The organism is Streptomyces sp. NPDC059852 (genome assembly GCF_042731455.1).
In the GTDB taxonomy this organism is placed as follows: domain Bacteria; phylum Actinomycetota; class Actinomycetes; order Streptomycetales; family Streptomycetaceae; genus Streptomyces.
This window is the reverse complement of the sequence record NZ_JBHWJK010000006.1, coordinates 187,028-210,964: the sequence shown is the minus strand read 5'-3', so window position 1 is coordinate 210,964 and position 23,937 is coordinate 187,028. Positions and strand designations below refer to the sequence as shown.

23 protein-coding genes and 5 tRNA genes are annotated in these 23,937 nt (G+C 72.2%); 20 read left to right on the top strand and 8 right to left on the bottom strand.

Features of this window, described 5'->3' with window-relative positions:
• Positions 1–370: 370 nt before the first annotated feature.
• From ACFV46_RS10555 to ACFV46_RS10510, 10 genes are all read left to right on the top strand, one after another.
• The gene (locus tag ACFV46_RS10555) at positions 371–553 is read left to right on the top strand and encodes a hypothetical protein (RefSeq protein ID WP_376727396.1); all 183 of its coding nucleotides are present in this window, start codon (positions 371–373) and stop codon (positions 551–553) included.
• A gap of 165 nt (positions 554–718) precedes the next feature.
• The gene (locus ACFV46_RS10550; protein ID WP_361926923.1) at positions 719–1,504 is read left to right on the top strand and encodes a fumarylacetoacetate hydrolase family protein; all 786 of its coding nucleotides are present in this window, start codon (positions 719–721) and stop codon (positions 1,502–1,504) included.
• A complete protein-coding gene (gene gltX, locus ACFV46_RS10545) occupies positions 1,497–2,984 on the top strand; it encodes a glutamate--tRNA ligase (RefSeq protein WP_385497756.1) in 1,488 nt (495 codons plus the stop codon). The genes ACFV46_RS10550 and gltX overlap by 8 nt, the downstream gene beginning before the upstream one ends.
• 128 nt (positions 2,985–3,112) lie before the next feature.
• Positions 3,113–3,787 carry a DUF4241 domain-containing protein gene (locus ACFV46_RS10540; RefSeq protein ID WP_385497755.1) on the top strand — a complete coding sequence of 225 codons (675 nt, stop codon included), beginning with the start codon at positions 3,113–3,115 and terminating at the stop codon, positions 3,785–3,787.
• A 67-nt stretch (positions 3,788–3,854) separates the two neighbouring features.
• Positions 3,855–4,586 (top strand): HAD family hydrolase, encoded by a 732-nt coding sequence (locus ACFV46_RS10535; protein WP_385497754.1) that lies wholly within the window; start codon positions 3,855–3,857, stop codon positions 4,584–4,586.
• A gap of 91 nt (positions 4,587–4,677) precedes the next feature.
• Positions 4,678–4,749 (top strand) — tRNA-Gln (locus ACFV46_RS10530).
• A 40-nt stretch (positions 4,750–4,789) separates the two neighbouring features.
• Positions 4,790–4,862: transfer RNA gene (locus ACFV46_RS10525), tRNA-Glu, on the top strand.
• A 62-nt stretch (positions 4,863–4,924) separates the two neighbouring features.
• Positions 4,925–4,997, top strand: a tRNA-Glu gene (locus tag ACFV46_RS10520).
• A 20-nt stretch (positions 4,998–5,017) separates the two neighbouring features.
• Positions 5,018–5,089: transfer RNA gene (locus tag ACFV46_RS10515), tRNA-Gln, on the top strand.
• Positions 5,090–5,117: 28 nt separating this feature from the next.
• A tRNA-Glu gene (locus tag ACFV46_RS10510) sits at positions 5,118–5,190 on the top strand.
• A 372-nt stretch (positions 5,191–5,562) separates the two neighbouring features.
• Here ACFV46_RS10510 and ndgR read toward each other — a convergent pair.
• Positions 5,563–6,279, bottom strand: a complete 717-nt coding sequence (gene ndgR / locus ACFV46_RS10505; RefSeq protein WP_055623332.1) for an IclR family transcriptional regulator NdgR — start codon at positions 6,277–6,279, stop codon at positions 5,563–5,565.
• Between the two features lie 203 nt (positions 6,280–6,482).
• On the opposite strand from ndgR, the gene leuC reads away from it, so the two are divergent.
• From leuC to ACFV46_RS10485, 4 genes are all read left to right on the top strand, one after another.
• Positions 6,483–7,913: a 3-isopropylmalate dehydratase large subunit gene (leuC, locus tag ACFV46_RS10500; RefSeq protein ID WP_361926933.1), complete on the top strand. Its 1,431-nt coding sequence runs from the start codon at positions 6,483–6,485 to the stop codon at positions 7,911–7,913.
• 6 nt (positions 7,914–7,919) lie between these two features.
• Complete coding sequence (leuD, locus tag ACFV46_RS10495) at positions 7,920–8,513, top strand: 3-isopropylmalate dehydratase small subunit (protein ID WP_361926936.1); 594 nt, start codon at positions 7,920–7,922, stop codon at positions 8,511–8,513.
• Between the two features lie 263 nt (positions 8,514–8,776).
• The gene (locus ACFV46_RS10490; protein ID WP_055623329.1) at positions 8,777–9,007 is read left to right on the top strand and encodes a hypothetical protein; all 231 of its coding nucleotides are present in this window, start codon (positions 8,777–8,779) and stop codon (positions 9,005–9,007) included.
• Positions 9,008–9,146: 139 nt separating this feature from the next.
• A complete protein-coding gene (locus tag ACFV46_RS10485) occupies positions 9,147–9,800 on the top strand; it encodes an HU family DNA-binding protein (protein ID WP_361926939.1) in 654 nt (217 codons plus the stop codon).
• A gap of 87 nt (positions 9,801–9,887) precedes the next feature.
• Here the strand turns inward: ACFV46_RS10485 and ACFV46_RS10480 are convergent, their stop codons facing one another.
• Positions 9,888–10,091: a hypothetical protein gene (locus tag ACFV46_RS10480; protein WP_055623327.1), complete on the bottom strand. Its 204-nt coding sequence runs from the start codon at positions 10,089–10,091 to the stop codon at positions 9,888–9,890.
• A 65-nt stretch (positions 10,092–10,156) separates the two neighbouring features.
• Entirely contained in the window at positions 10,157–10,795 is a 639-nt protein-coding gene (gene cofC / locus ACFV46_RS10475) for a 2-phospho-L-lactate guanylyltransferase (protein WP_376727390.1), read from the bottom strand.
• A 213-nt stretch (positions 10,796–11,008) separates the two neighbouring features.
• Here cofC and ACFV46_RS10470 point away from each other — a divergent pair, with 213 nt between their 5' ends.
• From ACFV46_RS10470 to ACFV46_RS10460, 3 genes are all read left to right on the top strand, one after another.
• A complete protein-coding gene (locus tag ACFV46_RS10470) occupies positions 11,009–11,797 on the top strand; it encodes a lysophospholipid acyltransferase family protein (protein WP_361926943.1) in 789 nt (262 codons plus the stop codon).
• Positions 11,794–12,804 carry an NAD(P)H-dependent glycerol-3-phosphate dehydrogenase gene (locus tag ACFV46_RS10465; protein ID WP_361926946.1) on the top strand — a complete coding sequence of 337 codons (1,011 nt, stop codon included), beginning with the start codon at positions 11,794–11,796 and terminating at the stop codon, positions 12,802–12,804. The genes ACFV46_RS10470 and ACFV46_RS10465 overlap by 4 nt, the downstream gene beginning before the upstream one ends.
• Positions 12,805–12,908: 104 nt before the next feature.
• Positions 12,909–14,066 carry a D-alanine--D-alanine ligase family protein gene (locus ACFV46_RS10460; protein WP_361926949.1) on the top strand — a complete coding sequence of 386 codons (1,158 nt, stop codon included), beginning with the start codon at positions 12,909–12,911 and terminating at the stop codon, positions 14,064–14,066.
• 51 nt (positions 14,067–14,117) lie between these two features.
• On the opposite strand, the gene ACFV46_RS10455 is transcribed toward ACFV46_RS10460, so the two are convergent.
• Both ACFV46_RS10455 and ACFV46_RS10450 read right to left on the bottom strand, forming a co-directional pair.
• Positions 14,118–14,627 (bottom strand): DUF3515 domain-containing protein, encoded by a 510-nt coding sequence (locus ACFV46_RS10455; protein WP_361926951.1) that lies wholly within the window; start codon positions 14,625–14,627, stop codon positions 14,118–14,120.
• A 20-nt stretch (positions 14,628–14,647) separates the two neighbouring features.
• Entirely contained in the window at positions 14,648–14,881 is a 234-nt protein-coding gene (locus ACFV46_RS10450) for an Lrp/AsnC family transcriptional regulator (RefSeq protein WP_055623321.1), read from the bottom strand.
• 206 nt (positions 14,882–15,087) lie between these two features.
• On the opposite strand from ACFV46_RS10450, the gene ACFV46_RS10445 reads away from it, so the two are divergent.
• Both ACFV46_RS10445 and thiD read left to right on the top strand, forming a co-directional pair.
• On the top strand, positions 15,088–16,056 hold the full coding sequence (locus tag ACFV46_RS10445) for a thiamine-phosphate kinase (RefSeq protein ID WP_385497752.1): 969 nt from the start codon (positions 15,088–15,090) through the stop codon (positions 16,054–16,056).
• Complete coding sequence (gene thiD, locus ACFV46_RS10440) at positions 16,053–16,835, top strand: bifunctional hydroxymethylpyrimidine kinase/phosphomethylpyrimidine kinase (RefSeq protein ID WP_385497751.1); 783 nt, start codon at positions 16,053–16,055, stop codon at positions 16,833–16,835. Before ACFV46_RS10445 ends, thiD begins: the two co-directional genes overlap by 4 nt.
• A 101-nt stretch (positions 16,836–16,936) precedes the next feature.
• Here thiD and rpmB read toward each other — a convergent pair whose 3' ends face one another.
• Positions 16,937–17,122 (bottom strand): 50S ribosomal protein L28, encoded by a 186-nt coding sequence (rpmB, locus tag ACFV46_RS10435; protein ID WP_004924906.1) that lies wholly within the window; start codon positions 17,120–17,122, stop codon positions 16,937–16,939.
• Between the two features lie 255 nt (positions 17,123–17,377).
• On the opposite strand from rpmB, the gene ACFV46_RS10430 reads away from it, so the two are divergent.
• Positions 17,378–19,048 (top strand): DAK2 domain-containing protein, encoded by a 1,671-nt coding sequence (locus tag ACFV46_RS10430; protein WP_385497750.1) that lies wholly within the window; start codon positions 17,378–17,380, stop codon positions 19,046–19,048.
• 12 nt (positions 19,049–19,060) lie between these two features.
• Here ACFV46_RS10430 and ACFV46_RS10425 read toward each other — a convergent pair whose 3' ends face one another.
• Complete coding sequence (locus ACFV46_RS10425; RefSeq protein WP_385497749.1) at positions 19,061–22,000, bottom strand: tetratricopeptide repeat protein; 2,940 nt, start codon at positions 21,998–22,000, stop codon at positions 19,061–19,063.
• Positions 22,000–23,826: an HSP90 family protein gene (locus ACFV46_RS10420; RefSeq protein WP_385497748.1), complete on the bottom strand. Its 1,827-nt coding sequence runs from the start codon at positions 23,824–23,826 to the stop codon at positions 22,000–22,002. Before ACFV46_RS10420 ends, ACFV46_RS10425 begins: the two co-directional genes overlap by 1 nt.
• Between the last annotated feature and the right edge of the window lie 111 nt (positions 23,827–23,937).

Here is a 23,937-nt window from a genome sequence, read left to right as displayed (position 1 = left end):
GTGACATACGTGACACCGCGTGAGTGCGGGATTACCTGCCGTGGATCGTCATTCGGCTCAGAACGGACATAGGTCCGCGAGTCGCTTTCGGGCGCACAGTGCCCCAGTCGCCATGATCAGGAGCGGAATGATGGGTTCAGGGGGCGATTGTCCGTTTCCCCGCCCCGGAGAGCGGGCCTGAATTGCCCGGATTATGCATCTGGGCGTGAGGAAACTCACACCCAGATCAAGGGGTCTTCACGACTTCTCCGGGAAGCGGATGTTTAGCCTGACGCTTTACAAGAGGGATGTTTCTGCCCACCCGCGTCCGGACGCAGGCCCCGAGAGGCCCGTATCCGGGCGCTTCGTCACGACAGGACTCGGTACGACCGTGAAGACGACGATGATCCACACCATAGCCAACCCGCGGCGCACGAAGCTGGCCCACCTCGGCAGCGCCGACGAACTGCGCCTCCCCGAGCAGCCGGAGCACTCCCTCGACCTCCCCGCTCAGACCGCCAACCCCAAGCGCACCATCCTTCAGGAACTCCCCGCGACCACCGTCGCCGGTTAGTACGGACTCGGGCGGCATGTCGTTCATCGGCGGACGAGCGCCCGCCCGAGGGATCCGTCACGACGGCCCCGGCGTCCGCGCCGCTCGCGCGAGGCGCGGACGCCTCACCGCGCTAGCCTGGAGCGTCAGACTCCAGCCGGCTTCAAGTGAGGGGCGCAGGATCCCGTGCGCATCGCCAGATTCTCCATCGACGGGAACGTCGCCTTCGGCGCGGTCGAGGGCGACAGGCCGGACGAATACGTCCTCGACATCATCAAGGGCATCCCGTTCACGGACTTCGAGCTCTCCGGCACGAAGGTGCCGCTGAGCAAGGTCAGGCTCCTGCCGCCGGTCCTCCCCAGCAAGGTCGTGGCCTTCGGCCGCAACTACGCCGAGCACGCCCGTGAACTCGGCAACGAGGTGCCCGACGCCCCGTTCGCCTTCTTCAAGCCGTCCACCTCGGTGATCGGCCCCGGCGACGACATCCAGTACCCGTCCTTCACCCAGGACCTCCACCACGAGGCGGAACTCGCCGTCGTCATCGGCCGGCTGTGCCGCGAGGTCCCGCGCGAGCGCGTCAAGGACGTGATCTTCGGCTACACCTGCGCCAACGACATCACCGCGCGGGACGTCCAGAAGCGCGAGAAGCAGTGGGCGCGGGCCAAGGGCTTCGACAGCTCCTGCCCGCTCGGCCCCTGGGTGGAGACCGGACTGGACATCGGGACGGCGTCCGACCTGACGATCCAGCTCACGGTCAACGGCGAACAGCGCCAGCTCGGCCGCACCAGCGAGATGATCCACTCCATCGAGGACCTGGTCGTCAACATCTCCGAGGCCATGACGCTGCTCCCCGGCGACGTCATCCTCACGGGCACCCCGGCAGGCGTCGGACCCCTCAGCGTCGGCGACGACGTCGCCGTCACCATCGAAGGCATCGGCACTCTCACCAACAAGGTTGTCAAGCGTGGCTAGCGCATCAGGCTCCCCAGTTCGCGTCCGTTTCTGCCCGTCGCCCACCGGTAACCCCCATGTGGGCCTGGTCCGCACCGCCCTGTTCAACTGGGCGTTCGCCAAGCACCACCAGGGCACGCTGGTCTTCCGTATCGAGGACACCGACGCGGCCCGCGACTCCGAGGAGTCCTACAACCAGCTGCTGGACGCCATGCGCTGGCTGGGCTTCGACTGGGACGAGGGCCCCGAGGTCGGCGGCCCGCACGCGCCGTACCGCCAGTCGCAGCGGATGGACCTCTACAAGGACGTCGCCGCCAAGCTGCTCGACGCCGGCCACGCCTACCACTGCTACTGCTCCCAGGAGGAGCTGGACACCCGCCGTGAGGCCGCCCGCGCCGCCGGCAAGCCGTCCGGCTACGACGGGCACTGCCGTGCGCTCACCGACGCCCAGGTCGAGGAGTACAAGGCCCAGGGCCGCACGCCGATCGTCCGCTTCCGGATGCCCGACGAGCCGATCACCTTCACGGACCTGGTCCGCGGCGAGATCACCTACCTCCCCGAGAACGTGCCGGACTACGGCATCGTCCGGGCCAACGGGGCCCCGCTGTACACGCTGGTCAACCCGGTCGACGACGCCCTCATGGAGATCACCCACGTCCTGCGCGGCGAGGACCTGCTCTCCTCCACGCCTCGTCAGATCGCCCTCTACAAGGCGCTCACCGAACTGGGCGTCGCCAAGGGGACCCCGGCCTTCGGCCACCTGCCGTACGTGATGGGCGAGGGCAACAAGAAGCTCTCCAAGCGCGACCCGCAGTCCTCGCTGAACCTCTACCGCGAGCGCGGCTTCCTGCCCGAGGGCCTGCTCAACTACCTCTCGCTGCTCGGCTGGTCGCTCTCCGCCGACCAGGACATCTTCAGCATCGACGAGATGGTCGCGGCCTTCGAGATCGAGGACGTCAACCCGAACCCGGCCCGCTTCGACCTGAAGAAGTGCGAGGCGATCAACGCCGACCACATCCGGCTGCTCGACGTGAAGGACTTCGCCGAGCGCTGCCGCCCGTGGCTCCAGGCCCCCGTGGCCCCGTGGGCCACGGAGGCGTTCGACGAGGCCAAGTGGCAGGCGATCGCCCCGCACGCGCAGACCCGGCTCAAGGTCCTGTCCGAGATCACCGACAACGTCGACTTCCTGTTCCTGCCGGAGCCGGTCTTCGACGAGGCGTCCTGGACCAAGGCCATGAAGGAGGGCTCCGACGCCCTGCTGCGCACCGCCCGCGAGAAGCTGGAGGCCGCCGACTGGTCCTCCGCCGAGTCGCTGAAGGAGGCCGTCCTGGCCGCCGGCGAGGCCCACGGCCTCAAGCTCGGCAAGGCCCAGGCCCCGGTCCGCGTCGCCGTCACCGGCCGCACGGTCGGCCTGCCGCTCTTCGAGTCCCTGGAGGTCCTGGGCCAGGAGAAGACGCTGGCCCGGATCGACGCGGCGCTGGCGAAGCTGTCCGCGGCCTGATCCCCGCGCGCCCGTGAGGGGCGGCCCCCGCAGCACGCGGGGGCCGCCCCTTCGTCGTCGGCGGCGATGTCAGTGGGCCCGGCTACGGTTCCCCGCATCGAGTTCCTTGATCAGGAAGGCGCGCCGCCATGCCGATGTCCCCTCGCGACTACACCTGGCTGTTCACGCCGGGCAGCACGTTCGGCCACCCCTCCGGGACCACCGGCGTGATCCACGTGGCCGACGGCGGCGAGCTGGACCTGCCCACCGGCCGCGTCGTCGCCTGCGACCCCTTCGTGTACCTGGGCACCGGCGACATAGAGCCCTTCACGGTCACCGTCGCCCCCGGCCGCTACCGCGTCGAGGCCGCCGTCGCCACCCTCACCCGCCCCGGCGAGGCCCCGTCCGACCGCCCCCACCGCCGGGTGGCGGCGGCCCGCCTGGTCATCCGCGACGAACCGACCGTGATGTGGGAGCTGGCCCTGCTCCCCGGCCAGGACCCGGCCGATCTCGGGGACGACGAGTTCTACGGCTACGGCGTCGACGCCGGCACCGGCTGCTTCTACGACGCCGCGGCCGAGGAGGGCTTCCCGGAGGCGCAGGAGGACGAGGGGCCGCTGTGGGACGCCTTCGAGGACAGCGACTGGTCCGAGGGGCCCCACCTGATCAGGTCCCCCGGCACCGGGCACACCCTGGCCGCCTTCACCTCGGGCTGGGGCGACGGCGCCTACCCGACCTGGACGGGCCGCGGCGCCGACGGCGAGGTCACCTGCTTCGTCACCGACTTCTTCGTGGCCCCGGCCGAGGCCGGCGCCCCGGTCTGACCGACCTGCCGGGCCTGCCCGGCATGATCCCCGGACAGGCCCCGGTGGCGCGCGCTACCGTCGGATCATGAGCATTCGCGCGGTGGTCTGGGACGTGGACGACACGCTCTTCGACTACACGGCGGCCGACCGGGCCGGGATGCGCGCGCACCTGGCGGCCGAGGGGCTGCTCGAGCGGTACGGGAGCGCCGAGCGGGCCCTGACGCTCTGGCGCGAGGTCACCGACGCCCAGTGGGCGCGCTTCGCGGCCGGCGAGGCGACCTTCCAGGCGCAGCGCCGCGACCGGGTGCGGGCCTTCCTCGGCGAGGAGCTGGACGACGCCGGCGCGGACGCCTGGTTCGACCGCTACGTCGCGCACTACGAGACGGCCTGGGCGCTGTTCCCGGACGTCCTGCCGGTCCTGGACGCCCTCGCGGCCAGCCACCGGCACGCGGTGCTGTCCAACTCCAGCCTGCACGTGCAGGACCGCAAACTGCGGGTGCTGGGCGTCCACGACCGCTTCGAGGCCATCCTGTGCGCCGCCGAGCTCGGCGTGTCCAAGCCGGAGGCCGGCGCCTTCCACGCCGCCTGCGCGGCCCTGCGGCTCGCCCCGCACCAGGTGGCCTACGTCGGCGACCATCCGCTGATCGACGGTCGGGGCGCCGCGGACGCCGGGCTGCTGTCGGTCTGGATCGACCGTGACGGCGTGTACACCGCCGATGACAGGGCCGCCGGCCCCCACCGGATCGCCTCGCTCGCCGAACTCCCCGCCCTGCTCGGCGCCGATACCCGTTTTGGAGCCCGGCCCACGTTCAGGTAATGTTCTTCCTGCGCCGCCGGGGAGCGGGCCGAAAGGCCGGGAACCGGGGGAGCGAACTAGAACAAGATCCCCTCCGGGGCTTGCGTTCCAGTGGCCTATGGTGTAATTGGCAGCACGACTGATTCTGGTTCAGTTAGTCTTGGTTCGAGTCCAGGTAGGCCAGCTCGCAGAGCTCATCTGCGCCGCGGAGATCCATCCGCAAAGCCCCCGTTGTGTAGCGGCCTAGCACGCTGCCCTCTCAAGGCAGTAGCGCCGGTTCGAATCCGGTCGGGGGTACAGATCCTTCCCGCGAGGACGGCTCGGGTAGCTCCCACCGACCTCGATGCAGGATCGCTAGGGCCCCCGTTGTGTAGCGGCCTAGCACGCCGCCCTCTCAAGGCGGTAGCGCCGGTTCGAATCCGGTCGGGGGTACAAACTGGTCTAAACCACATTGGTCTATGGTGTAATTGGCAGCACGACTGATTCTGGTTCAGTTAGTCTTGGTTCGAGTCCAGGTAGACCAGCTCGGATCTGCGGAAACGTACGATCCTCGCCCCCGTTGTGTAGCGGCCTAGCACGCCGCCCTCTCAAGGCGGTAGCGCCGGTTCGAATCCGGTCGGGGGTACAGCGAGAAGGCCCTCCGCTTCGGCGGGGGGCCTTCGCCGTGTTCCCGCCTGGAGCATCGGTTCCACGAGGACCGCGCCCAGCACCGCCGTCTCGACCTTCTCGGCCTCCGACGCGCGGATCTCCACGAAGTCCAGGTCGAGGACGGCCGCTCCGTGCATCAACCGGGCCTGGGACGGCAGCAGTTGAGGGTGCCGGTCGTAGCCGAGGCGCCGCAGGGCCGCGACCGCCACGACCAGGGAGCGGCAGGCGGGGCAGAACCGGGCGCGCACCAGCCCAGGGGGCGTCAAAGCTCGTGCCGTCGGTCCGTGATCCGCCGCGGCGTTGAGGCGGATCACGGACCGACGGCGTGGGTACGTCGTCGGCGGCGGGGTCAGCCCGTGCGGCGCAGGGCCTCGGACAGACGGGAGGCGGCGTCGATGACCGCCTGGGCGTGCATGCGGCCCGGGTGGCGCGTGAGGCGCTCGATGGGGCCGGAGACCGACACGGCGGCCACCACGCGGTTCGACGGGCCGCGCACCGGCGCGGAGACGGACGCGACACCCGGCTCGCGCTCGCCGATCGACTGGGCCCAGCCGCGGCGCCGTACGCCGGAGAGGGCGGTGGCCGTGAAGCGGGCGCCCTGCAGGCCGCGGTGCAGCCGCTCGGGCTCCTCCCAGGCCATCAGGATCTGCGCGGACGAGCCCGCCTTCATCGTCAGCGTCGAGCCGACCGGGACCGTGTCCCGCAGGCCGGACAGCCGCTCCGCCGCGGCGACGCAGATGCGCATGTCGCCCTGGCGGCGGTAGAGCTGGGCGCTCTCGCCCGTGACGTCCCGCAGATGCGTGAGGACCGGGCCGGCGGTCGCGAGGAGACGGTCCTCACCCGCCGCCGCGGCCAGTTCCGCGAGCCGGGGGCCGAGAATGAAACGGCCCTGCATGTCGCGCGCCACCAGCCGGTGGTGTTCCAATGCCACGGCCAGCCGATGTGCCGTGGGTCGTGCGAGTCCGGTGGCCGAGACGAGTCCCGCGAGGGTGGCCGGGCCGGACTCCAGGGCGCTCAGGACAAGGGCTGCCTTGTCCAGGACGCCGACGCCGCTACTGTTGTCCATGCAACGATACTCGCGTCTCACTCTGTGAAACGCAAGTTCAATTTCCCGTGGAACACGCCACTCTGGATGTCACGAAGGCACAGCGGCCCGTGGACCAGAACGGGCCTGGCGGCGGACGTCCGGAAGCAGGGGCACGGACGGCGGTCGCCTTCTCAAGATCTCTAGTTGGGCCGGTGGACCGTAGACCGGCCGAAGGGAAAGCGATGGGTAGGACACTCGCGGAGAAGGTCTGGGACGACCACGTCGTCCGGCGCGCCGAGGGCGAGCCCGACCTCCTCTTCATCGATCTGCACCTGCTGCACGAGGTGACCAGTCCGCAGGCCTTCGACGGTCTGCGCAAGACCGGCCGGCAGGTGCGCCGGCTCGACCTCACCATCGCGACCGAGGATCACAACACCCCGACCCTCGACATCGACAAGCCCATCGCGGACCCCGTCTCCCGCGTCCAGCTGGAGACCCTGCGCAAGAACGCCGCCGAGTTCGGTGTCCGGCTGCACCCGCTGGGCGACGTCGAGCAGGGCGTCGTCCACGTCGTCGGCCCGCAGCTCGGTCTGACGCAGCCCGGCATGACCGTGGTCTGCGGCGACTCGCACACCTCCACGCACGGGGCGTTCGGCGGTCTGGCGTTCGGCATCGGCACCTCCCAGGTGGAGCATGTGCTGGCCACCCAGACGCTGCCCATGAGCCGCCCGAAGACCATGGCCATCACGGTCGACGGCGAGCTGCCCGAGGGTGTCACCGCCAAGGACCTCATCCTGGCGATCATCGCCCGGATCGGCACCGGCGGCGGCCAGGGATACGTCCTGGAGTACCGCGGTTCCGCCATCGAGAAGCTCTCGATGGAGGCCCGCATGACCATCTGCAACATGTCGATCGAGGCCGGCGCCCGCGCGGGCATGATCGCCCCCGACCAGACCACCTTCGACTACCTCGAGGGCCGTCCGCACGCGCCGAAGGGCGAGGACTGGGACGCGGCCGTCGCGTACTGGAAGACGCTGAGGACGGACGACGACGCCGAGTTCGACGCCGAGGTGGTCATCGACGCCTCCGAGCTGTCGCCGTTCGTCACCTGGGGCACCAACCCGGGCCAGGGCGCGCCGCTTTCGGCGTCCGTCCCCGACCCGGCTTCGTACGAAGACGCTTCGGAGCGCCTGGCCGCCGAAAAGGCCCTGGAGTACATGGGGTTGGAGGCCGGTCAGCCGCTGAGCTCCATCAAGGTGGACACCGTCTTCGTAGGCTCGTGCACCAACGGCCGCATCGAGGACCTGCGGGCCGCCGCCGAGCTCGTCAAGGGCCGCAAAGTCGCCGACGGCGTACGGATGCTGGTCGTCCCCGGCTCCGCCCGGGTCGGTCTGCAGGCCGTCTCCGAGGGCCTGGACGTCGTCTTCAAGGAGGCCGGCGCCGAGTGGCGGCACGCGGGCTGCTCGATGTGCCTGGGCATGAACCCCGACCAGCTGGCCCCCGGCGAGCGCTCGGCGTCCACGTCCAACCGCAACTTCGAGGGCCGGCAGGGCAAGGGCGGCCGTACGCATCTGGTGTCGCCGCAGGTCGCGGCGGCCACCGCGATCCTGGGCCACCTGGCCTCCCCGGCCGACCTGTCCGACGCCGAGACCCGTACGCCCGCTGGAGTCTGATCAGTCATGGAAGCATTCACCACGCACACCGGCCGGGCCGTCCCGCTGCGCCGCTCCAACGTCGACACCGACCAGATCATCCCTGCTCACTGGCTCAAGAAGGTGACCAGGGACGGCTTCGAGGACGGGCTGTTCGAGGCCTGGCGCAAGGACCCGGAGTTCGTGCTCAACCGCCCCGAGCGCGAAGGCGCCACGGTGCTGGTCGCCGGCCCCGACTTCGGCACCGGCTCCTCCCGTGAGCACGCCGTCTGGGCGCTGCAGAACTACGGCTTCAAGGCCGTGATCTCGTCCCGCTTCGCCGACATCTTCCGCGGCAACTCGCTGAAGAACGGCCTGCTCACGGTCGTGCTGGACCAGAAGATCGTGGACGCGCTGTGGGAGCTCACCGAGAACGACCCCACGACCGAGGTCACGGTGGACCTCGAGGCGCGTGAGGTGCGCGCCGAGGGCATCACCGCCTCCTTCGAGCTGGACGAGAACTCGCGCTGGCGGCTGCTGAACGGCCTCGACGACATCTCGATCACCCTCCAGAACGAGGCCGACATCGCGGCCTACGAGGCGAAGCGGCCGTCGTTCAAGCCGCGCACCCTCCAGGGCTGATCCGGACGCCGCGCAAGGCGACTTTCGGCCACCCCAACACACCCGCAGTACCCCCGATCGGTCCGATCGGGGGTACTGCCATGTCTGCACCCGAACGGCCCTGCGCGATCCCGGCGCCGCCGGCAACACCCCACGTTACGAGGGGTGTTGCCAGGGTACGCGAGTGATGTCACCGCGGCTTCCGCAAGTGCCCGGAAGGCCAACTGAGGCCGGAGTTGCACCCCTGGCAGGCGACAACTCGCCCCAGATGGCACAATCTGTGCATGGAACACGACGGCCAACTCGAGCTCTATGCGGCGGTCGCGGACCAACTCAAGGAAGCGCACGCGAGCGTGCGCGCACTGCAAGTCCCGGAGGGCGTACGGATGGCGCTGACCCGGAAGCTGCTGGTCATTACGGCCGCGGCCAAGCACGACGTCGCCGAAGCGGCAAGGCGTCTGGAGCGGTTCGTCGCGGACCTCGACGCGGGGCGATTCCCCGAAGAGGAACGCTGAGAACACCTTCGAGGCAGTCGAGTCTGTTGCGGCACAAGGGTGATTAGCCCGTTTCGTGTTTGATTTGCGGTATATATCTGCCTAACGTGCGAAAAAGCTTGAACACTTTCGTTCTGGCGATGTCTCCGAAGGGGAAGACGTGAACAAGGCGCAGCTCGTAGAAGCGATTGCCGACAAGATGGGCGGCCGCCAGCAGGCCGCCGATGCTGTCGACCACGTACTGGACGCGATCGTCCGCGCCGTCGTGGCGGGGGAGCGGGTCTCGGTCACCGGCTTCGGTTCGTTCGAGAAGGTCGACCGCCCGGCCCGGTACGCCCGCAACCCTCAGACGGGCGAGCGGGTTCGGGTCAAGAAGACCTCGGTTCCCCGCTTCCGCGCCGGTCAGGGCTTCAAGGACCTGGTGAGCGGCTCGAAGAAGCTGCCGCGCGGCGGAGAGGTCTCCGTGAAGAAGGCGCCGAAGGGCAGCCTGACCGGCGGTGCCTCGGCCACGGTCAAGAAGGCCGCCGCCAAGAAGACCACCAAGGCCGCCGCGAAGAAGACCACGGCTGCCGCCAAGAAGACGACGGCGAAGAAGACGACGGCGACGGCGAAGAAGACGGCCGCGAAGAAGGCGCCGGCGAAGAAGACGACGACGGCCGCCGCCAAGAAGACGACGGCGAAGAAGACCACGGCGACGGCGAAGAAGACGGCGGCCAAGAAGGCCCCGGCGAAGAAGGCCACCGCCAAGAAGGCGCCCGCCAAGAAGTCGACGGCTCGCAAGACCACCGCCAAGGCGACCGCCCGCAAGAGGTAGAACCGCAGGGGCACTCACGCGCCGGGCCGGACTCCGCGGGGAGTCCGGCCCGCGGCGTTTCCCGGCAGGTGTCCGGCCCGCGCGGGCTCAGAAGGTCTGCAGCGTCACCAGCGTCACGCGCAGCGAACCGCCGTCGCCCTCCGTCTCGATGCGGACCCGCTGTCCGGGCCGCAACAGCCGCAGGCCGCCCGCGTCGAAGGCCGGGGCGTCGAAGGGGACGGGCGTCCCGTCGTCCAGCAGCACACTGCCGGAGCGGGTGTCGGCGTCGTAGGTGTATGCGGTGGCCTGCATGTTCGCAGCCTATGCGCTCTGCCGGGGGGCCGCGAGAGGGTGTTCGCCGGGCGCGCTGCCGCTCCTCAGGCGCCCTCGGTGAGCAGCCGGGCCGCCACCTGGGCCGTGCGCGGGCCGACACCCAGCGCCAGGGCGGCCCGCAGATCCGCGCCGGTGTCCACGTCCTGGCGCACGGAGTCCACATCGTGGAGGGGCAGTTCCCGTGCGCCGCAGGCGCGGTGCCGGGCGCGCGAGTCCTCCCCGAATTCCGGCCGCAGCGCGTTTCCGGGCGCCGCGGTCAGCAGGGTCGTACCGGTGCCCGCTGCGTCCGCGAGAAAGGCGCGCGGGAATTCCGCCGCCGCGTCCAGGACCCGGGCCAATTCCAGCGGGCGCAGGGCGGGCAGGTCGGCGTTCAGCGCGGCCACCGCCGCCTCGGGGCGGGCGGCGCGCACCGCGGCGGCCGCGTGCGCCAGCGCCGCGTTGAGACCGCCGCGCGGTTCGTCGGCGACGATGTGGGCGCCGAGCAGCGCCAGCTCGCGGCCCGCCCGCACGTCGTCCGTGACGACGGCCACATCCTTCACCGCCGAGCAGGCCAGCGCGGCCGCGACGGTGTCCTGGGCGAAGGCGAGGGCCAGCTCCGGGCGCAGCGCGTCGGCCGCGGTGTCCGACAGCCTGCTCTTCGCCCGTGCCAAGGGCTTCAGGGGTACGACCAAGGTCCACTGCACCGGCGTTCCGTCCCTCTCTCGTCGCGGTCATTGTCGCCCAGTCGTCCCCGGGGACGTCCGGCGGCCGCGGGTCGCGGCGGCGGACGCGGCGCCCTGGAGGGGTGGGGGCGCGCAACGGGCGGGCGTAGTGTTCTCGACAGACCGGCGGCCTGGGGCGACACTTGTGCGGCCCCCCGGCCCGATGTCGTCGATTTCCTAGAGGAAGGTGTCCGCGTGCCCCGCCGCAGAATCGGCTTCTGGTACCGCTTCGCCGCGGTGATCTGCAAACCGCCGCTGGTGGCTCTGATCAAGCGGGACTGGCGCGGAATGGAGCACATTCCGGCCGAGGGCGGATTTATCACCGCGGTGAACCACAATTCGCACATCGATCCCTTCGCGTACGCGCACTTTCAGTACAACACCGGCAGGGTTCCGCGATTCCTGGCGAAGAGCGGCCTTTTCAAGAAGGGATTCGTCGGCGCCGCGATGCGCGGCACCGGGCAGATCCCCGTCTACCGGGAGACCACGGACGCGCTGAGCGCCTTCCGCGCGGCGATCGACGCGGTCGAGCGCGGCGAGTGCGTGGCGTTCTACCCGGAGGGCACCCTCACCCGCGACCCGGACCTGTGGCCCATGACCGGCAAGACCGGTGCCGCGCGGGTCGCGCTGCAGACCAGGTGCCCGGTGATCCCGGTCGCGCAGTGGGGCGCCAACGAACTGCTGCCGCCCTATGCGAAGAAGCCGCACCTGTTCCCGCGCAAGACGCACCGGGTGCTCGCCGGCCCCCCGGTCGACCTCTCGGCGTTCTACGGCCGGGAGATGACTCCCGAGCTGCTGAAGGGGGCGACCGAGGTCATCATGGCCGCGATCACCCGGCAGCTCGAGGAGATCCGCGGGGAGAAGGCGCCCGACGTGCCCTACGACCCGCGCCGTGAGCGCATCGAGCAGCGCCGCAGGACCACCGCGCAGAGCCGGCGGGCTCAGGACGAGCAGGCCGAGCAGGAGGAGGGGCAGGGCACGTGAGCAAGCCCGTCAAGGCGGCCGTCATGGGCACGGGATCGTGGGGCACCGCCTTCGGCATGGTCCTCGCCGACGCCGGCTGCGAGGTGACCCTGTGGGCCCGGCGCGCCGGCCTGGCCGACGCGGTCAACTCCACCCGGACCAACCCGGACTACCTGCCCGGCGTCGAACTGCCCCGTAACCTGCGGGCCACCACGGACGCCGCCGAGGCCACCCGTGACGCCGACTTCACCGTCCTCGCCGTCCCCTCGCAGACCCTGCGCGCCAACCTGGCCGACTGGACCCCGCTGCTCGCCCCGGGCACCGTCCTCGTCTCCCTGATGAAGGGCGTCGAACTCGGCTCCGCGATGCGGATGAGCGAGGTCATCGAGGACGTCGCCAAGGTCGGCCAGGACCGCGTCGCCGTCGTCACCGGACCCAACCTGGCGCGGGAGATCGCCGCCCGGATGCCGGCCGCCGCGGTCGTCGCCTGCACCGACGAGGCCGTCGCCCAGCGGCTCCAGACGCATTCCCACACGCCGTACTTCCGCCCGTACACCAACACCGACGTGGTGGGGTGCGAGCTCGGCGGTGCCGTGAAGAACGTCATCGGCCTCGCCGTCGGCATCGCGGACGGCATGGGTCTCGGCGACAACGCCAAGGGCTCCCTGATCACCCGCGGCCTCGCCGAGACGACGCGACTCGGGATGGCGCTGGGCGCGGACCCGCTGACGTTCTCCGGGCTCGCCGGCCTCGGTGACCTGGTGGCCACCTGCTCCTCGCCGCTGTCACGCAACCACACCTTCGGCACCAACCTCGGCAAGGGCATGACCCTGCAGGAGACCATCGCCGTCACCAAGCAGACCGCCGAGGGCGTCAAGTCCTGCGAGTCCGTGCTGGATCTGGCCCGCAGGCACGGGGTGGACATGCCGATCACGGAGACGGTCGTAGGGATCGTGCACGAGGGCAAGCCGCCGGTCGTCGCGCTGAAGGAGCTGATGTCGCGCAGCGCGAAGCCGGAGCGGCGCTGAGCGGACCCCGTGAGGACGCGGCACCCGTTCGGGGCACGGTTCGAACCGCCACCCGTCAACGGACGCTGACTCGGTGCCCTACCACCGGGTACTCTCATCGCGATATGAGCACCGAGAACCTCCCCCAGAGCCCCGACCGGCCGGCGCGCAAGCCGCGGGTGGCCGTCGTCTTCGGCGGACGCAGCTCCGAGCACGGGATCTCCGCGGTCACCGCGGGGGCCGTGCTGCGCGCGATCGACCGGACCACGTACGACGTCCTGCCGATCGGCATCACGCAGAGCGGCCGCTGGGTGCTCACCGCCGACGACCCGGACCGCATGGCGATCACCGAGCGCCGTACGCCCAGCGTCGACCAGCTCGCCGAGTCCCACGACGGCGGTGTGGTGCTGCCCGTGGACCCGGCGAACCGCGAAGTCGTCTACAGCGAGCCCGGTTCGGTGCCCAAGGCGCTGGGCGAGATCGACGTCGTCTTCCCGGTGCTGCACGGCCCGTACGGCGAGGACGGCACCCTGCAGGGGCTGCTGGAGCTCTCCGGTGTGCCGTACGTGGGTTCGGGTGTGCTCGCCTCGGCCGTCGGCCAGGACAAGGAGTACATGAAGCGGGTGTTCACCTCGTTCGGGCTCAAGGTCGGCCCGTACGTGGTGATCCGGCCGCGTGAGTGGGAGCAGGACGAGTCCGCCGCCCGCAAGAAGATCATCGACCTGGCGGGCGACCACGGCTGGCCGCTGTTCGTGAAGCCCGCGCGCGCGGGCTCCTCCATCGGCATCACCAAGGTCGACGACCTGTCCGGCCTGGACGAGGCGATCGCCGAGGCGCGCCGGCACGACCCGAAGATCCTCGTGGAGGCGGCCCTGCGCGGCCGGGAGATCGAGTGCGGGGTGCTGGAGTTCGAGGACGGCCCGCGCGCCTCCGTCCCCGCCGAGATCCCGCCGCCGGACGCCCACGCGTACTACGACTTCGAGGCGAAGTACATCGACTCGACGCCCGGCATCGTCCCGGCCCCGCTGACGGCCGAGGAGACCGCCGAGGTGCAGCGCCTGGCGGTGGACGCCTTCGAGGCGGCCTCGTGCGAGGGCCTGGTGCGGGCGGACTTCTTCCTCACCGACGACGGGGAGTTCGTGATCAACGAGATCAACACGATGCCCGGCTTCACGCCGATCTCGATGTACCCGCAGATGTGGCAGGCCAGCGGGGTCGCGTACCCGGAGCTGATCGACCGGCTCATCAAGGCGGCTCTGCGGCGCTCCACCGGGCTGCGCTAGGTCGCGGACACGACCTACTAGTCCGTCCGCGACGGCCGGACATCCGGAACCTCAGTCGGCGATCCCTTCGGGGATCGCCTTCTTGATGGCCGGGGCCAGGTCGATCAGCACGCCCGAGGAGTCCCGGCCCTCGGGCACGTCCACCTCGACGTACGCCCTGCGCAGGGCCGAGGTGAACCGGTACCCCCCGTCGTCGCGCTTCTCCATCAGCCAGCGGACGCCCTCCACGCCGCCGGCCACCGCGTCGGGGTCCCTGCCCTCGGCCACCTTCGGATCCAGCATCTTGGGCGGCCGTTCCACACCGCACCGCAGTATGATCGCCGGGTCTCCCCAGCCCGCGGTCAACGCGGACGCGGGCGAGGGATCCTCACGGTCCGCCCCGTCCACCTCGGCCGGCAGCACCTTGTCGAGGTTCCGGCACAGCTCCGTGGCTTTCGCACCGGGACTGGGAACCGCAGCCGACGCACCGCCGTCTGCCGAGGAGCAGCCCGCGGCGGCGACGAGAACGGCGAGTGCGGGCAGCCCGAGGACGACAGCGCGCCGGTGACGGAAGGAGTTCACCGGCCAAGGGTAGACGGGGGCTACAGATGGACGACGGGGCAGGTCAGGGTGCGGGTGATGCCGTCCACTTGCTGGACCTTGGCGACCACCATGCGGCCGAGGTCGTCGACGGTGTCGGCCTGGGCGCGCACGATGACGTCGTACGGTCCCGTCACGTCCTCGGCCTGGATGACTCCAGGGAGCTTGCCGATCGTCTCGGCGACGGTCGACGCCTTGCCGACCTCGGTCTGGATCAGGATGTACGCCTGTACCACGGAACCTCCAGGGCGGCCACGAGGATCATGTGGGGAAAAGGAACGCCACGGTATCGCGTCGCCGCTCGTCGCGGGGAGACCCGCGAGGGCCGGGGCTTGCGCGCCGGGGTGCACGCACGGAAGAAGTCGACGTGCACCTCGACCGTAGCGAGGGCAGCAGGGACGCGCGACCGGGTGCGAACAGGGACAGAAGGGGCGTAAGGGCAATGAAGGGCACTGTTGGTGAGCTAGGGGAGTTCGGGCTCATCAGGGAGCTCACCTCCCGTCTCACCACCACCCCGGCGGTCCGGGTCGGCCCCGGCGACGACGCCGCAGTGGTGGCCGCCCCCGACCGCAGGGTGGTCGCCAGCACGGACATCCTCGTCGAGGGCCGGCACTTCCGCCGCGACTGGTCCACCGCCTACGACGTCGGCCGCAAGGCCGCCGCCCAGAACCTCGCGGACATCGCCGCCATGGGCGCGGTGCCCACCGCGCTGCTGCTCGGCCTGGTCGTCCCGGCCGAACTCCCGGTGACCTGGGCGAGCGAGCTGATGGACGGGCTGCGCGACGAGTGCCAGGTCGCGGGCGCCTCGGTGGTCGGCGGCGACGTCGTGCGCGGCGACTCGATCACGGTGTCCATCACCGCGCTCGGCGATCTGCGCAACCAGGAGCCCGTCACCCGCGCCGGCGCCCAGCCCGGCGACCTCGTCGCCGTGACCGGCTGGCTCGGCTGGTCCGCCGCCGGATACGCCGTGCTCGCCCGGGGCTTCCGCTCGCCCCGCGCCTTCGTGGAGGCGCACCGGCGCCCCGAGCCGCCGTACCACGCGGGGCCGGCCGCGGCCGGGCTCGGCGCGACCGCCATGTGCGACGTCAGCGACGGACTGATCGCCGACCTCGGGCACATCGCCGAGGCCAGCAAGGTGCGCATCGACATCCGCTCGGGCGCCATCGACATCCCCACCCAGATGAACGACATCGGGCAGGCCGTCGGCGTCGACCCCATGCAGTGGGTGCTGACCGGGGGAGAGGACCACGCGATCGTGGCGACCTTCCCGCCCGACGTGAAGCTCCCGGCCCGCTGGAAGGTCATCGGGGAGGTCCTCAACCCGTCGGCGCTCCCGCAGGTCACGGTCGACGGCGCGCCCTGGACCCGCAAGGGCGGCTGGGACCACTTCGGAGGGGACATCGAGTCGTGATACCGGGCGTACTCACCGTGGCCGGCTCCGACTCCGGCGGCGGGGCGGGCATCCAGGCCGACCTGAAGACGATGCTGGCGCTCGGCGTGCACGGCATGAGCGTGATCACCGCGGTCACCGCGCAGAACTCGCTCGGCGTCCAGGGGGCCTGGGAACTGCCGGTCGAGGCGGTCCGCGCCCAGTACCGCAGCGTCGTCGACGACATCGGCGTCCGGGCCGTGAAGACCGGGATGCTGTCCTCGGCCGAACTCGTCCACGCGGTGGCCGAGTTGATCGCCGGGACGGACGCGCCGGCCGTGGTCGACCCGGTCGGGGTCTCCAAGCACGGGGACCCGCTGCTCGCCCCGTCGGCGCTCGACTCCGTCCGTACCGCGCTGCTGCCGGTGGCGACGGTGGCCACGCCCAACCTCGACGAGGTGGCGCACCTCACGGGTGTGCGCGTCGAGTCGGAGGGCGACCTGAGGCGGGCGGCGGAGGCCGTGCTGGCGTACGGGCCGCGCTGGGTCGTGATCAAGGGCGGCCATCTCGCCGGGGACGCCGTGGACCTGCTCACGGACGGCTCGCAGGAGCACTGGCTGCGCGCCCCGCGCCACGACAACCGGCACACCCACGGCACCGGCTGCACCCTCGCCTCCGCGATCGCCTCCCAGCTCGCCAAGGGGCAGTCCGTGCCGGAGGCGGTCAGGGCCGCCAAGGAGTACGTCACCGGGGCGATCGCCGCCGGGTTCGCTCTCGGCGCCGGGATCGGGCCCGTGCACCACGGCTGGGCCCTCGGCTAGGCCGCGGCTCGTCGGTCAGGCACAGCGAAAAGCCGGCCCACCCGAGGGTGGACCGGCTGTTTGCAGCGAACCAGCAGTGGCCGCGCGCTCAGCTGTGGGCGTCAGCGCGAGACCTTGCCGGCCTTGATGCACGAGGTGCAGGCGTTCACGCGCTTCGGCGTCCCGCCGACCACGGTACGCACGCGCTGGATGTTCGGGTTCCAGCGACGGGGCGTACGGCGGTGCGAGTGCGAGATGTTGTTGCCGAAGCCCGGCCCCTTGCCGCAGACGTCGCAGTTGGCAGCCACGGGTCACTCCAAAGACTTCAGATGCACTTACGGTTGATCCCGGCAGGCCGGGATCGAGATCGTAGGATCAGAGATCTGAGTGGCGTTGCCAGGGGAATGGCCCGATTGGATCGGGCAACCGGAGCAGCATACAACGGCTGCGCCAGTACAACGAAACTACCATGGCTGCCCGGGGGGCGGTCCCGGCCCACCGCCGGTGGGCCCCGGCCCTGGGTCTACGCTGCGTCCCACGTCCAGCAGTCCGAGGAGGCGCAGGTGGCGCAGGTGCCGCAGACATTCTTCGATGCTCTCGCGGTGCGCACCTGGTGCGGCCTCGCGCTGGAGTCGCTGGGCAGGGCGCGCGAGGAGATCGACGCGATCAACGTCTATCCCGTGGCCGACGGCGACACCGGGACGAACCTGTACCTGACCGTGGAGTCCGCGGCCGCCGCCGTGGAGGCCGTCTTCACCGCCTACGACGTGGGCAAGCCCACACTCGCCGACGCCGTCCGCGCCATGGCGCACGGCGCCCTGATCGGGGCGCGCGGCAACTCCGGGACGATTCTCGCGCAGCTGCTGCGGGGCATGGCCCAGGTGCTCGCGGCCGAGGGGGAGACGGCCCACACCGACGGCACCGGACTGCGGCTGGCGCTGCGGACCGCGGCCGACTCCGCCCGGCAGGCCGTGGCCCACCCCGTGGAGGGCACGGTCCTCACGGTGGCCTCGGCCGCCGCCGACGCGGCCGGCGCGGCCACCGGCGACGACTGCGGGGCGATCGCCCGGGCCGCCTTCGACGGGGCGCGCGCGGCGCTGGCCGCGACCCCCGGGCAGCTGGCCGCGCTGGAGCGCGCCGGGGTGGTCGACGCCGGAGGGCGCGGCCTGGTCGCGGTCCTGGGCGCGCTGGTCGAGACGTTCACCGGGGAGGCGGCACCCGTGGTCGCCGGGGCGACGGCCACGCGCGCGCGTGCCGGTACGGGGGACGATCCGGCCGGTGCCGAGGACTGCGCCGACGGCCCCGGCGAGGGCGGCCCCGCCTTCGAGGTCCTCTACCTGCTGGAGGCGGAGGACGCGGCCGTGGCCCGGCTGCGGGACCGCCTCGACGCGCTCGGCGACTCCCTCGTGGTCGTCGGCGGGGACGGCCTGTGGAACGTCCACGTCCATGTCGACGACGCGGGCGCCGCCGTGGAGGCCGGCGTGGAGGCCGGACGGCCGTACCGGATCCGGATCACCCACTTCGGCGCCGGGGACGCGCACAGTACCGGCGAGCGCACGCCCCGCGAACGGGTCCAGCGGGCCGTCGTCGCCGTCGTCCCCGGCGAGGGACTGGCGGGGCTGTACGGCGAGGCCGGCGCGACCACCGTGCTCGCCCGCCCCGGTGAGCCCCCGGCCAGCGGGGAGCTCGTCGAGGCCGTACGGCGGGCCCACGCGCGCGAGGTCGTCCTGCTCCCCAACGACGCCGACCTGCGGCACACCGCCGCCGCGGCCGCCGAGCAGGCCCGCGCCGAGGGCATCCGCGTGGCCCTCATCCCCACCCGTTCCGCGGTCCAGGGCATAGCGGCGCTCGCCGTGCACGAACCCGGGCGCCGTTTCGACGAGGACGTCGTCTCGATGACCTCCGCGGCCGGCGCCACCCGGCACGCCGAGGTCGCCGTCGCCGAGCACCGGTCCTGGACCTCGGCCGGTATCTGCCAGGCCGGGGACGTCCTCGGCCTCGTCGACGGCGACGTGGCCGTGATCGGCGCCGACGTCACCGCCGTCGCGGAGACCGTCCTCGACCGCATGCTCGCCGCCGGCGGAGAACTCGTCACCCTCGTCCTCGGCGACGACGCCCCCGGCACGATCGCCGAGCACCTCGAGAGCCGTGTACGGGAGGCGTACCTCGCCGTCGACACGGTGGTCTACCGGGGCGGCCGCCAAGGAGCGCTCCTGCTCATCGGCGTGGAGTGACCCCGGCGCACGTCACCCCTGGTCCTGCTCCTCCACGACCTGCAGCATCTGCTCGGCCTCGGCCCGGCGCCGCCGGACCGTCTCGTCCCGGCCGTCGGCGTCCTCGTAGGCGGCGAGCACGGCACGCGCGTGTGCCGCCGCCTCGGCCGGGCGGCTGAGGTCGGCCTGGAGCCAGCCCGCGGCGAGTTCCGCACCCGTCCGGCTGTGCAGGGCGTCGTCGCCGAGGGAGGCGAACACCGTGACGGCCCGGGTCATCTGCGCCAGGGCCTCCTCCAGCGCCGTGCGGATCGAGTCGTCCTCCGCGTCCTCGGCCGCCGAACGTGCCAGCAGGTCCCCGAACTGGCGGTGCGTCTGGCCGAGTTCGGCGACCAGCCGCTGCCGGGCCTCCTCGTCGGCGGCCTCGTCCAGCGCCGCCGCGCACTCCTCGACCGCGCCCGCCATCAGCTCGGCCGCCCGCGCCCCGTCGCCGTCCTCCACCCGCAGCGCCAGCCACGCGCGGGCGCGCAGCGAGCGGACCAGGCCGTGGACATTGCCCAGGGAGCGCCACAGCTCGCCCGCGCGCGTGTAGGCGCGGTCGGCGTCGGTGTGCAGCCCCGCGTGGCCCAGCGACTCGGCGGCCAGGTGCGCCAGCGTCGCGTGGTCGTGCTGCTCGGGCCACTCCCGGGCGATCGCGGCCGCCTGCAGGCGCCGTTCCGCCGCGTCCCGGTGGTCGCCGAGCTCGCCCAGGCAGTCACCGAGCCACCACAGCGTCTGGACGACCGCCCCGTCGCCGTGCGTCTCCGCGGACAGGTCGGGCAGGGCCGACTCCAGCACCTCCGCCGCCTCGGCGAATCGTTGCTGCCGCACCAGGAACCCACCGAGCTGGTGCCGCGCCCAGGCGCCCAGCGTGCGGCTCTCACCCGCCTCGTCGGCCCAGTGCGCCGCCTCCAGGGCGTGCTCCGCGGCCTCCTCGGACACCCCGGTGCCGCCCAGCACCTCGGCCAGCTGGAGGTGCAACTGGGCCCGCCCGGTCGCCTCCAGGTACGGCCCGCCGTGCTCCAGGGCGGCCCGCAGCGCCCGCTCGGCCCGGGCCGTGTCCCCGAGATGGTGGGCGAGACCGGCCAGCCGGGCCTCGTACTCCACCGCGAACCATGGCAGCCCCGCCCCGACGAACTCGCCCGAGGCCCGCGCGAACAGCTCGGCGGCCCCCTCCACGTCACCGGACAGCGCCGCCAGCTCGGCCAGCATGGCCCAGGCCTCCGCGACCCGCGCGAGCAGCCGTACGTCGTCCCCGGTGCGCCCCGAGACGAACGCCAGCACCTCCCGGACGGCCGACTCCGCCGCGGACAGCGCGGCGCCCTCGGCGCCCTCCTCCGCCTCGTGCACCCGGCGCATCAGGATCCGCGCCCGGCTCATCAGGACGGCCGCCGTCTGCCGCACGCCCGTGCCGTCCTCGGCGTACAGCGCGAGGACCTGGTCGTACAGGACGCCGACCGCGTCGATCGCCGCGGACACCTCGCCGGTCAGCGCCTCGACGTACGCCCCGCGCGCGCGTGCCGCCAGCGCCTCGCCCGGGTCGCCCGCCTCCGCGTACAGCGCGGCGGCCTCCTCGAACAGGGGGACACCCTCCGGGCCGAGGTCCATCGCCCGGTGGTCGGCGATCTCCGCCCGGTCACGCGCGTCCAGCTCGACGCCCTCGGCGGCCCGGGACACCGCCGCCCACGCCTCGATGGCACTGGGCCGCAGCGTGTCCGACAGCCGCCGCGCCTCGGCGAGCAGCTCCGGCAGGCCGGGCGCCTCCTCCGCGGCGGCGGGGGACGGCGTCACGGGCGCCGCCGGCTGCGCCGACGCCGGGCGGTTCGCCGTCCGCACGCCCAGCGGCAGTCGCTCCACCAGCGGTTCCTGCGCCATGCGCAGCCGGACCCGCTCACTCGTGTACGACGTGCCGTTGCGTTCGTCGAAGCGCGCGGCCAGCGCCAGCGCCTGCGCACGCGCGTGGGCGGCCAGTTCACGCGCCGTCCACGTCCGGTCCGCCGGGCCGGGCACCTGCTGCCCGCCCAGTCCCAGCGCGGTCAGCCGGTCCATGAGCAGTGTCACCGCCGCCATGAAGTCCAGTCTGCTGCGCGGCTGCCCGTCGTCCGTGAAGTAGGCCGGACGCTCCGCCAGCAGCTCCAGACCGCGCGCCTCGTTGCCCGTCAGCGCGCAGAACTCCACATGGTCCGCGTACGCGCCCCGCATGCTCTCCATCGGCCGCACCAGCCGGAAGCCCCGCAGATGGTTGGCGCGGGCCTCGTCCACCCGGCCCAGGCGCAGCAGCGGGGCCAAGGAGGACGCGAGCACGGTGTGCGGCTCGTGGGCGCAGGCGTACTCGCCGTCCAGGACCGGCCGCCACAGCCGGACCGCCTCCGCGTCCCGGCCCCGGACCGCCTGCCACCAGCCCTGCCCGTGCAGCTCGCACGCGTGGCAGTCGGCCATGGAGTCCCGGTCGGCCGCCAGCCACGCCGCGTACGCCCGCTCCGCCCGCTCCAGGTCGCCGACGTGCGCGGCCACGCTGAACTCGGCGCCGCGCACCGCCCGCTCGGAGTGACCGGCCAGCCGGTAGCGGTGCTCCATCTCGCCGAGCCACTTCTCGATCGAGGAGAGCGGGATGTGCGGCTGGTCGAGCATCCCGGCCGACATCCACTTGAAGACCCAGTGCAGGCTGTGCGTCTCGTACTCGTCGAAGTCCTCGGGCCGCTCGTCCCACATGCGCAGCAGCCGCGCGAACGGGACGAACATCTTCGCCTTCTCGGAGCTGTAGTTGTAGACCTTCAGCTGGTGCCCGAGCGCCTCGATCACGGCGAGCGGCTCACCCAGCCGCTCCGCCTCGGCGAGCAGCTGCTCCGCGCGCGCGTTGCGGGCCGGGCCCTCCGGCTGCTCGCCGTTCTCCGCCATCGCCCGGCGCAGCGCGTCGAGGTCGGTGATCTCCGTCATCAGCGGTCCCCCTCCCCGTTCGTGGCCCACTCCAGCAGGCCGATGAAGGCCCGGTTCAGCAGCGCCGAGTCCGCGGGCCTGAGCGGTCGCTGCGCCATCAGCAGCGCCTGCCCGTACAGGGACTCCACGGCGGTGCCGATCAGTTCCGGCTCGCCGAGCGAACCGATCCGCCGGATCAGCGGGCTGAGGTGGTTGAGCACCAGACGCGCGCGGGGCGCCTCGCCGCGCAGCGAGCCGAGGATGCCCGCCCACAGGTCGTCGGCCTCCTCCTCGGCCCGCGCGCGGGCCTGCTCGTGCCGGGCGGCCCGGTCGTCCAGGTGCAGCGCGGGCACCGACAGCGGGTGGAAGGCGCGCAGCACGACGTCGCAGCCCAGCGGGTCGAGCGTGGCCCGCGCGGTCGCCAGGAAACCCGACAGGGCCAGCTCCACCGCCGGATCGACGGCGTCCAGATGGGCCGTCACGGTGTCCGCGTCCAGCTCGGCGACGACCGTGCCCGGCCGCACGGACGGCAGCGCCTCGACGAGCTCGCTGTCGTACGTGTAACCGCCGTTGATCACGCCGACACCCTGCGCGGACGCGATCGGCGCGACCTGCCGGTACTCCTCGACGGTCCGGGTGAAGTGCACGACCCGGTGCCGCCGCGCGAACTCCTCCAGGGACAGCCGGCCGTCGGTCGTCTCGAACGGCAGCCAGGGCAGCATCGTGCGCAGCATCTCCCGGTCGTGCCGCGCCAGGGACTTCACGCCCAGGTGATGCACCGCGAGGAACGCGGCCAGCCGCTCCGGGTCACCGGCCGCCAGACCCGTCAGCCAGGCCCGGACGCGTTCCCCCAGCGCCTCCCGCACCGCCGCCAGCGTCTCGTCCTCGTACAGCGCCTCGCGGGACGCCGTCGGCCGCAGGCTGTCGGTGTCCAGCACGCACCGCACGAAGAACGCCCAGTCGGGCAGCAGCTGTTCGGCGCGCTCGGTCAGCAGCATGCCCTTGAGATGGACGCGATGACCCGCCCGCTGGGCCGGGCTGACCGCCGACGGCAGGACGTACGCCACCCCGCGGATCCCCGCGAGCGGCACGTCCAGCTCGATCGCGTCCAGCGGCGTGAAGCCGAACAGGTCGTGGCAGTGCCGCCCGAGCGCCACCCGACGGGCGGCGGGGGAGGGGTACGGCCGGTCCCAGGGCGCCGGCAGATCGGTGACCGCCTCCTCGCCGACCCGCACGTCGTACGGCAGCAGCGAGCCGAAGTCCCGCGCCAGCGCCAGCACCCGGTCCTCGGCCAGCCACTCGGCGGCGCCCGCCCGGGCCACCAGGTGCACGGTGGTGCCGGGCTCGGGGCGCGCGTCGCCCGGCAGCGTGCGCACGGTGTACGAACCGTCGTCGGTCGCCGTCCACTCCACGGGCGCCGCGTCCGGCGTGCGCGCGCTGCGGCTGACCACCCGGATCCGCTCGGCGACGACGAAGCAGGCCAGCAGCCCGATGCCGAACTGCCCGAGGAAGTCCGACCGCGCCTCCTGAAGCCCCTCCGCCCGCTTGGAGCTGCGCCCGATCGTCGCGAGGAGGTCGTGCACGTCCGCCTCGGTCAGTCCGATCCCGGAGTCCTCGACCCGCAGCGCGCCGGGCTCGGTGAACAGCCGCACCCGCGCGGGCGCGTCCGGCTCGGCCGCGCGCCGTGCGGTGATGGCGTCGACCGCGTTCTGGAGCAGTTCGCGCAGGTAGACCTTCGGACTGGAGTACAGGTGGTGGGAGAGCAGGTCCACCAGACCGCGCAGGTCGACCTGGAAGGAACGGGGAGCCGGGGATGCCTGGGATGACTGTGAGGTCTGGGAGTCCATCGTCGCAGCGCCGGTGGGGGGAGGGGCGACGGCGCGGGGTCGGGCGGTCCCGGTTGGGCGGTGACCGCGAAAGGGATGGCCGGGGCGCGTCATCCTAGATCCGAGACGAAC

What these genes read in the sequence shown, in the direction of transcription:
- ACFV46_RS10540 (WP_385497755.1), top strand. Translation starts at nt 3,113, where the DNA reads ATGCCGATGTCCCCTCGCGACTACACCTGGCTGTTCACGCCGGGCAGC.
- ndgR (WP_055623332.1), bottom strand. Translation starts at nt 6,279, where the DNA reads ATGGACAACAGTAGCGGCGTCGGCGTCCTGGACAAGGCAGCCCTTGTC.
- ACFV46_RS10480 (WP_055623327.1), bottom strand. Translation starts at nt 10,091, where the DNA reads ATGCAGGCCACCGCATACACCTACGACGCCGACACCCGCTCCGGCAGT.
- ACFV46_RS10420 (WP_385497748.1), bottom strand. Translation starts at nt 23,826, where the DNA reads ATGGACTCCCAGACCTCACAGTCATCCCAGGCATCCCCGGCTCCCCGT.
- ACFV46_RS10490 (WP_055623329.1), top strand. Translation starts at nt 8,777, where the DNA reads ATGGAACACGACGGCCAACTCGAGCTCTATGCGGCGGTCGCGGACCAA.
- ACFV46_RS10425 (WP_385497749.1), bottom strand. Translation starts at nt 22,000, where the DNA reads ATGACGGAGATCACCGACCTCGACGCGCTGCGCCGGGCGATGGCGGAG.
- ACFV46_RS10460 (WP_361926949.1), top strand. Translation starts at nt 12,909, where the DNA reads ATGAGCACCGAGAACCTCCCCCAGAGCCCCGACCGGCCGGCGCGCAAG.
- ACFV46_RS10445 (WP_385497752.1), top strand. Translation starts at nt 15,088, where the DNA reads ATGAAGGGCACTGTTGGTGAGCTAGGGGAGTTCGGGCTCATCAGGGAG.
- leuD (WP_361926936.1), top strand. Translation starts at nt 7,920, where the DNA reads ATGGAAGCATTCACCACGCACACCGGCCGGGCCGTCCCGCTGCGCCGC.
- leuC (WP_361926933.1), top strand. Translation starts at nt 6,483, where the DNA reads ATGGGTAGGACACTCGCGGAGAAGGTCTGGGACGACCACGTCGTCCGG.
- ACFV46_RS10535 (WP_385497754.1), top strand. Translation starts at nt 3,855, where the DNA reads ATGAGCATTCGCGCGGTGGTCTGGGACGTGGACGACACGCTCTTCGAC.